Origin of the sequence: Novosphingobium sp. B-7 (assembly GCF_000410615.1) — a bacterium.
GTDB classification, from domain to species: domain Bacteria; phylum Pseudomonadota; class Alphaproteobacteria; order Sphingomonadales; family Sphingomonadaceae; genus Novosphingobium; species Novosphingobium capsulatum.
In genome coordinates this window covers 1-6857 of record NZ_APCQ01000449.1, presented here as the reverse complement: position 1 = coordinate 6857, position 6857 = coordinate 1, and the positions used below count along the sequence as shown (strand labels likewise).

At 66.7% G+C, this 6857-nt stretch carries 8 protein-coding genes and 1 pseudogene; 6 read left to right on the top strand and 3 right to left on the bottom strand.

Annotated features, from left to right (window positions below; all coding sequences use genetic code 11):
- Positions 1 to 234 (bottom strand): hypothetical protein (locus H926_RS0105510; RefSeq protein ID WP_028657631.1); only part of this gene is annotated, 234 nt, incomplete at its 3' end.
- 175 nt (positions 235 to 409) lie between these two features.
- On the opposite strand from H926_RS0105510, the gene H926_RS0105505 reads away from it, so the two are divergent.
- Positions 410 to 1000, top strand: coding sequence for a TetR/AcrR family transcriptional regulator (locus tag H926_RS0105505; RefSeq protein ID WP_237740978.1), 591 nt, complete (start codon positions 410 to 412; stop codon positions 998 to 1000).
- A gap of 78 nt (positions 1001 to 1078) precedes the next feature.
- On the opposite strand, the gene H926_RS0105500 is transcribed toward H926_RS0105505, so the two are convergent.
- Positions 1079 to 1960: a flagellin gene (locus H926_RS0105500; protein WP_022675424.1), complete on the bottom strand. Its 882-nt coding sequence runs from the start codon at positions 1958 to 1960 to the stop codon at positions 1079 to 1081.
- 177 nt (positions 1961 to 2137) lie between these two features.
- Entirely contained in the window at positions 2138 to 2275 is a 138-nt protein-coding gene (locus tag H926_RS33030) for a hypothetical protein (protein WP_157089018.1), read from the bottom strand.
- Between H926_RS33030 and H926_RS0105495 the strand changes: the two genes are divergently transcribed.
- The 5 genes and pseudogenes from H926_RS0105495 to H926_RS0105475 form a co-directional block, all read left to right on the top strand.
- Complete coding sequence (locus H926_RS0105495; protein ID WP_107717039.1) at positions 2274 to 3482, top strand: sigma-54-dependent Fis family transcriptional regulator; 1209 nt, start codon at positions 2274 to 2276, stop codon at positions 3480 to 3482. The genes H926_RS33030 and H926_RS0105495 overlap by 2 nt on opposite strands.
- The gene (gene fliE / locus H926_RS0105490) at positions 3479 to 3841 is read left to right on the top strand and encodes a flagellar hook-basal body complex protein FliE (protein ID WP_022675422.1); all 363 of its coding nucleotides are present in this window, start codon (positions 3479 to 3481) and stop codon (positions 3839 to 3841) included. Before H926_RS0105495 ends, fliE begins: the two co-directional genes overlap by 4 nt.
- Before the next feature lie 3 nt (positions 3842 to 3844).
- A complete protein-coding gene (fliF, locus tag H926_RS0105485) occupies positions 3845 to 5614 on the top strand; it encodes a flagellar basal-body MS-ring/collar protein FliF (protein ID WP_022675421.1) in 1770 nt (589 codons plus the stop codon).
- Position 5615: 1 nt separating this feature from the next.
- Positions 5616 to 6641: a flagellar motor switch protein FliG gene (fliG, locus tag H926_RS0105480; protein WP_022675420.1), complete on the top strand. Its 1026-nt coding sequence runs from the start codon at positions 5616 to 5618 to the stop codon at positions 6639 to 6641.
- Positions 6634 to 6857, top strand: a pseudogene (locus tag H926_RS0105475) (flagellar biosynthesis protein); the annotation flags it as partial. The gene fliG and the pseudogene H926_RS0105475, both read left to right, overlap by 8 nt.

Below are 6857 nucleotides of genomic sequence, written 5' to 3'. Positions count from 1 at the left end.
CGTCACCGCCTGTGCTGGCGCGGACGCGGGCAGCGCCAGATCGCTGGCGGTTGCCTGGCGCAGCGCCGGCTTTTGGCCAAGATCGGGAACGGGGGCACAGCCGGCCAGCAGGCCCGCCATGGCCAGGCCACTCACCAGCGGCGCGCGCCGGAACGGCCGAATCGCGGCGGCGGAAAACGCGGCGGAAAACAGGGCTGACGCGCGGTTGGAAAGACCGGCGGGGGAGGCAGTCATGCAGGGCCTTTGCGCAATCGGGAACGGGACGACCGTGTACGGATCGGTCACTAATCTTCAACTGCGCCCTTGCACTGCGCCTGTCAACAGCTATGTGTACGGAATGGTCACTAACCCGTCCAATTGCAGACTCAAACGCTGTTCGCCCGATGAGCGGCGGGAAAACATCCTGTCCGTGGCCACGCAGGTGTTCACGCAGACGGGCTATGGCGCCACCTCGATGTCAGCCATCGCGGCCGAGCTGGGCGGTTCCAAGGCCACGCTTTACAAGTATTTTCCATCGAAGGAGCAGTTGTTTGAAGCGGTGCTGATGCGCGGCTGCGGCGCGGTCATGGCCTCGCTTCAGGAACTGGCGGAAACCGAATCGGATGACCTTGAGGGCATTCTTACCGATTTCGGCACGCGCTTCCTGTCCGGGCTGTGCAGCCAGCGCTCGATCGATGTCTATCGCATGGTCCATGCCGACGGGGTGCAATTCCACGAAGCGGCAGAGATGTTCTTTCGCTGCGGGCCGGAAATTGCCGGCACTACCCTGGCGGCCGTGCTGCAACGCGTGGCCGGCCAGCGCGGCCTGGCCCTGCCAGATCCGCGCCTGGCAGCAGACCAGTTCCTGGGCATGGTGCGGGGCAAGCTGCACATGCGCGTGGCGGTGGGTGTGATGCCGGCGCCCGACACGGAAACGATTCGCCACCACGCCGCGCACGCCGCGCGCATCTTTGCCCACGGGCTGCTGCACCAGCCAAATACCGGCCAGCCAAGGACCTGATCCCCCAACAACGACGATGGCCGGCGATCCCCAGGGGAATCGCCGGCACCGTGGAGAACCGGGTATTGGCAGCTGGGATCAGCGCAGCAGCGTCAGCACGTTCTGCTGGTTCTGGTTGGCCTGCGAGATCATTGCGGTCGAAGCCTGGGCCAGGATCTGCGCCTTGGCCATCTGGGTGGTTTCGGCCGAGTAGTCGGTATCCTGAATACGCGAACGGGCATCCGACAGGTTGGTGATGTTGTCGTTCAGGTTGTTGACCACCGAGCTGAGGCGGTTCTGGCCAGCACCCAGCGTGGCGCGCGTGGCGTTCACTTCCTTGAGCGCGGCATCGACGTTGTCCATCGTGGTCGAAGCCTTGCCGGTGTCGGACACGTCGAGCGCCTGGGTGGTCGAGGTGGCGCTGTAGGACGTGTCGGTGCCGCCGAACAGGTTGACGCCCGAAAACGCCTTGCTGACGAGGTCGACCGTGTCGGTGGTGTTGGCACCGGTCTGGATCGAGCTCTTGACGTCGTCGCTGCCGTCGGTGGCTGCCGTGCCGCCAGCAACCTTGAACACCTTGTTGCCGTTGAACTCGGTATTGTTGAGCACGTCGGAAATCTGGGCATTCAGGTTCGAGACTTCCGACTGCATCGCGTCGCGGTCAGACTGCTGGTAGGTGTCAGACTTCGACTGCACGGCCAGTTCGCGCACGCGCTGCAGCATGTTGGTCACTTCGCTGAGCGCGCCTTCGGCCGTCTGCGCCATCGAGATGCCGTCGTTGGCGTTGCGCACGCCCTGCGACATGCCGGTGATCTGCGCGGTCATGGTCGTGGAAATGGCCAGGCCCGCGGCATCGTCCTTGGCACTATTGATTCGCTTGCCGGTCGACAGCCGTTCCATCGCGGTTGCAGCCAGCTTGCTTGCCGAGTTGGAAGCGTTGGCCGCCTTGATGGCGCTGACGTTGGTGTTGATTACCGCCATGATGTTTCTCCGATTTTCGGGACAGACCCCAATCGCTGCCAGTCCAGGGATTGACCGGCTGCACGGCAAAGACCGGCAGGATGGGCGGCAATTTAAGGGCAAAATCTTGCCGGTCAGCGGTTTTGCGGCGGCGCCATATACGTGTTTCCACTTAGCACGGTCGCTGATCTTAAAGTTTCACACCATTTGACGGTTTCGCGCGAAAAACAGCGTCGTGGATATGGTTAAGACGGGGGTCAAAGTGATGAACAGCGATTGCGGCGACAGATTGCCGATAAGCGGGCAGGCGCAGGCGCGCCACGGCGCGCTGATCATGCGCGCTGCAGCGGTGCTCAATACGCCGGGCATGGGCCCCCTGCCTGTGCTGGCCGATTCGACCGATGTGGGCGCGCTCGATCCGCGCCGCCCGGCGGTGGTGCTGGAACGCGGGGCGCAGCCGGCGCTGGCGCGCATGGCCAATGGCAAGCGCCACGTGGTGCGCTATGCCGATCCGCTGTCGGAAAGCGCGCTGGCCGCGATCATCGCCTGCGCAACCGCGCCCGGCATGCCGATTGCCGCCGATCCCGAAACCCTATCAATTCTGGCGCTGGCCGAGCGTCTGGCCGTCAGCGACATCCCCGTGCTGATCAACGGCCCCACCGGCACCGGCAAGGAAGTGTTGAGCCGGTTCATCCACGCCGCCAGCCCGCGCCACGACAAGCCGTTCATCGGCGTCAACTGCGCCGCGATGCCCGAAACCATGCTGGAAGCGCTGTTGTTCGGCCACCAGAAGGGCGCGTTCACCGGCGCCAGCGCGGCGGGCGAAGGCTTTTTCCGCGCGGCCCATGGCGGCACGCTGCTGCTGGATGAAATCGCCGAAATGCCGCTGTCGCTGCAAGCCAAGCTGCTGCGCGCGCTGCAGGAAGGCGAAGTGGTGCCACTGGGCGCGACCCAGCCGGTCAAGGTGGACGTGCGCATCATCGCCTGCGCCAACCGCGATCTGCCAACCGAGGTGGAAGACGGGCGGTTCCGCGCCGATCTCTATTACCGGCTCAACGTTTTTCCGCTGACGCTGCGCGCACTGGCCGAGCGGCCCGATGATATCGCGCCGCTGGCCTTTGCCCTGATGATGCGCCATGCGCCGGCCGATCGGCCGCTGCCCTGGCTGTCGGACGCGGCGCTGGCCATGCTGGGCTGCCACGGCTGGCCCGGCAATGTGCGCGAGCTGGAAAACGTGGTGCGCCGCGCCCTGCTGCTGGCGGGCGACCAGGCCGAAATCGGGCCTGAGCATATCGTGTTCGATCGCCCCGCGCGCAGCCCCGCCAGCGATGCGGCGCTGGCCGAAGTGCGCGCGCCCCAGGCGGGCAAGCTGTCCAACATTGTCCAGCTGTCCGAAGCGCGCGCGATCCTGGCCACGCTGGAAGCCTGCGGCGGCAGCCGCGTGGAAGCGGCGCGCCAACTGGGCATTTCCGAACGCACCCTGCGCTATCGCCTGGCCAGCTTCCGTGAAGCCGGCATTGCCGTGGCGGGAGGCCGGCGATGAGCGCGATCAACGGCATAGGCGCCGGGGGCGGCATCCAGCAGATCATGGCCATGCGCCAGCAGATCATCGATCGCTCGCACCTGCTGCAACAGATCCGCACGCCTGAAAGCGGGTTACCGGCCGAAACCAATTCGCCGACCGGTGGCTTTACTGACGCGCTCAAGTCGGCGCTCGACACGGTCAATGCCAGCCAGACCAAGGCCGACGGCATCAGCGCGGCCTATGAAAAGGGCGAGACGGTCGATGTCGCCAAGGTGATGCTGGCGCGCCAGGAAGCCGGCGTTGCCTTTGAAGCCACGCTGCAGGTGCGCAACAAGCTGTTGACCGCCTACCAGGACATCATGCGGATGGGGGTCTGATAGATGGCCGATCTGGTTCCCGTGGGGGCCGGTGGCAGCCCGCCACCCTCGCTTCTGGCCCCTTTGACCGATCCCGCCGGCGGTGCCCTGCCGGCACGGATGGGCGCATTCCTGCGCCAGCCGCCGCTGCGCCGCATGCTGCCCTGGTTCGGCGGGATTACCGCCGCCGGGCTGACCGGGCTGCTGTGGCTGACCATGGCGCCCGCGCCGCAGCGCATGCTCTATTCCGATCTGTCGGATGCAGAGCGCGCGCAGGTGACGGCCGCGCTCGACAAGGCGGCGATCGCCTATCACATCGACAATTCCACCGGCGCGATCACCGTGGGGGAAAACGACCTCTACAAGGCGCGCATGGTGGCGGCATCCGATGGCGCGGTGGCCACACCCGAAACCGGCGAGCAGATGATCGACAAGCTGCCGATGGGGGCCAGCCGCACCCTGGAAGGGCAGCGGCTGCAAGCCGCGCGCGAGCGCGAGCTGGAACTGACCATCATGCAGATCGACGGGGTGGAGGCGGTGCGTGTGCACCTGGCCCAGCCGGAAAAATCGGTCTTCGTGCGCGATACCGCCGCGCCCTCTGCCTCGGTCATGGTGCGCCTGGCCAAGGGGCGGCAACTGGCCACCAGCCAGGTTTCGGCGATCGTCAACCTGGTGGCCGGATCGGTGCCGGAACTCTCGGTCGATGCGGTCAAGGTGATCGACCAGCACGGGCGCCTGCTGTCGGCCGACAAGCCGGGCGATGCTGATCGCCTGGAAATCCAGGGCCGGCTGGAAGACAAACTGCGCGAGCAGATTTCCCAGCTGCTGACCCCGATGCTGGGCGAAGGCAACTTTTCCAGCGAGGTGCAGGTCGATCTGGACATGGACCAGGTGACCTCTGCCCGCGAAAGCTATGACAAGCAGGGCGCCGTGCGCACCGAGCAGCAATCGGCCTCGCAGACCAGCGGGCCGGGCGCGGTGGGGGTGCCGGGTGTCTTGTCCAACACCCCGCCCGCACCGACCACGGCTGCCGTCGGCGCGCCGCAGGGCACGCCCTCGCCCAGCCCCTCGGGCGCGGCGCCCAGCAATGGCGAAAGTTCGTCTTCGAAAACCTATGAACTGGGCCGCGAAGTGGCGGTGACCAACAACACGCCGGGCAAGATCCGCCGCCTGACCGTGGCGGTGGCGCTGTCTTCGGCCGTGCTGGCCAAGGCCAAGCCTGCCGAGATCGACCAGATCAAGCAGCTGGTGAGCGCGGCCGTAGGCGCCGATCCCACGCGCGGGGACCAGGTGGCCGTGGCGGTGCGCGCGTTCAACCCAGCCGACATTACCCCGCCCAAGTTCTATGAACAGCCCTGGTTTGCCATGGCGGTGCGCAACGGCGTGGCACTGGTGGCGGTGCTTTTGACGCTGCTGCTGGGCGTGCGCCCGCTGATCAAGGCGCTGCGCCGCGATGGCGGTGCATCGGCCAAGGGCAAGGACGCCCGCAGGAAGGGCAAGGCCGCCGCCAGCGATGAGGACGACGAGGACGCAGAGGAGGCCAACGCCGCACGCGCCGAGGGCGCTGCCGATCCCAACGCCCCGCGCCCCAGCCGCGAGATCGGCCCTGGGCCCACCACCGGCATGATCAAGCCGATGCTGGCGCCAGCGCAAGATGAAACCGGCGCGATCGATACCGAACTGCTCAGCCGCCAGGTGGGCCTGGCCCAGCGCCTGGTCCAGGAAAAGCCCGACAGCGCCGTGGCCGTGCTGCGCCAGATGCTGAAGGAACCGAGCGAAGAAGGCGCCTCATAACATGGACAGCGACATGGCAGAGGGTTTGGGCAGCATGACCGATCCCGAACTGGCCGCCGTCATGGTCATGCTGCTGGAAGACCAGCAGGCCGCCGATCTGCTGGCGCAGCTCGATCCCAAGGAACTGCGCCTGCTGGGGGAAAAGATGTGCGCGCTGGGCGAGATCGGCCCGGTGGCCATTGCCCAGTCGATCACCGGCTTTGTCGAGCGGACCGAGCGCCTGGGCCTGACCGCGCACGATCGCGTGGGCCAGGTGCGCGATCTGATGACGCGCGCGGTGGGCGAGGTGAAGGCCGTCAACCTGATGCACCGCATCGCGCCCGAAGCGGCGCAGGATACCTCGGCACTCGAACTGGCGCGCTGGCTCAACCCCGAAGTGCTGATCCCACTGGTGCGCGGCGAGCACCCCCAGGCAATTGCCGTGCTGCTGGTGCAGATCGACCCGGAAGTGGCCGCCGCCGTGCTGCACGGCCTGCCCGAAACGATCCAGACCCAGGTGGTCCACCGCATCGCTACGCTGGGCAAGGTCTCGGCCGAGGCGCTGCGTATGCTGGAAGAGGTGCTGACGCGCCGCATCGTGGCGATCCACAGCCGCTCTGCCCTGACCATGGGTGGCCCGCGCGAGGCGGCCGAGATCATCAACGCCGCAGCCAAGGCGGTGGAGAAGCGGGTCATGCCCGAACTCACCAAGATGGACAAAGCCCTGGCCAAGGAAATCGAGAACGAGATGTTCAAGTTCGAACATCTCTATGTGCTGGATGCGCAATCGATGGGCGCCATGCTGCGCGAAGTGGACAGCGACACGCTGATCGCCGCGCTCAAGGGCATTGAGGAACCGCAGCGCGAAGTGTTCTTCCGCGCCATGTCGAGCCGCGCCGCCGATGGCGTGCGCGACGAGATCGCCGCGCGCGGCCGCCTCAAGCGCGCCGAAGTGACCGAGGCGCAAAAGGCCATGATCACCGCCGCCCGCCGCCTTTCGGCCGAAGGGGTAATCGTGTTCGGTTCGGGTGACGATGACTATGTCTGACCTGCTGCGCATTCCCGAACCCGGGCGCACGCTGCGCGCCTGGGGCGCGGTGCCGGCGCAATCGCAGGGCTTTACGCTCGACCCGCGCTTTGCCCGCATCCCCGTGGCGCCCCCGGCCGAATTTGCCGCGATGCCCGAGCCCGAACGCGAAGACCCGATCGAGCGCGCCCGCGCTGATGGTTTTGCCGCCGGCCAGGCTGCCGCACTGGCCCAGGC

Excerpts from the sequence above, each read along its gene's own strand:
- H926_RS0105500 (WP_022675424.1), bottom strand. The coding sequence starts at position 1,960 with ATGGCGGTAATCAACACCAACGTCAGCGCCATCAAGGCGGCCAACGCT.
- H926_RS0105495 (WP_107717039.1), top strand. The coding sequence starts at position 2,274 with ATGCGCGCTGCAGCGGTGCTCAATACGCCGGGCATGGGCCCCCTGCCT.
- H926_RS33030 (WP_157089018.1), bottom strand. The coding sequence starts at position 2,275 with ATGATCAGCGCGCCGTGGCGCGCCTGCGCCTGCCCGCTTATCGGCAAT.
- fliE (WP_022675422.1), top strand. The coding sequence starts at position 3,479 with ATGAGCGCGATCAACGGCATAGGCGCCGGGGGCGGCATCCAGCAGATC.
- fliF (WP_022675421.1), top strand. The coding sequence starts at position 3,845 with ATGGCCGATCTGGTTCCCGTGGGGGCCGGTGGCAGCCCGCCACCCTCG.
- fliG (WP_022675420.1), top strand. The coding sequence starts at position 5,616 with ATGGACAGCGACATGGCAGAGGGTTTGGGCAGCATGACCGATCCCGAA.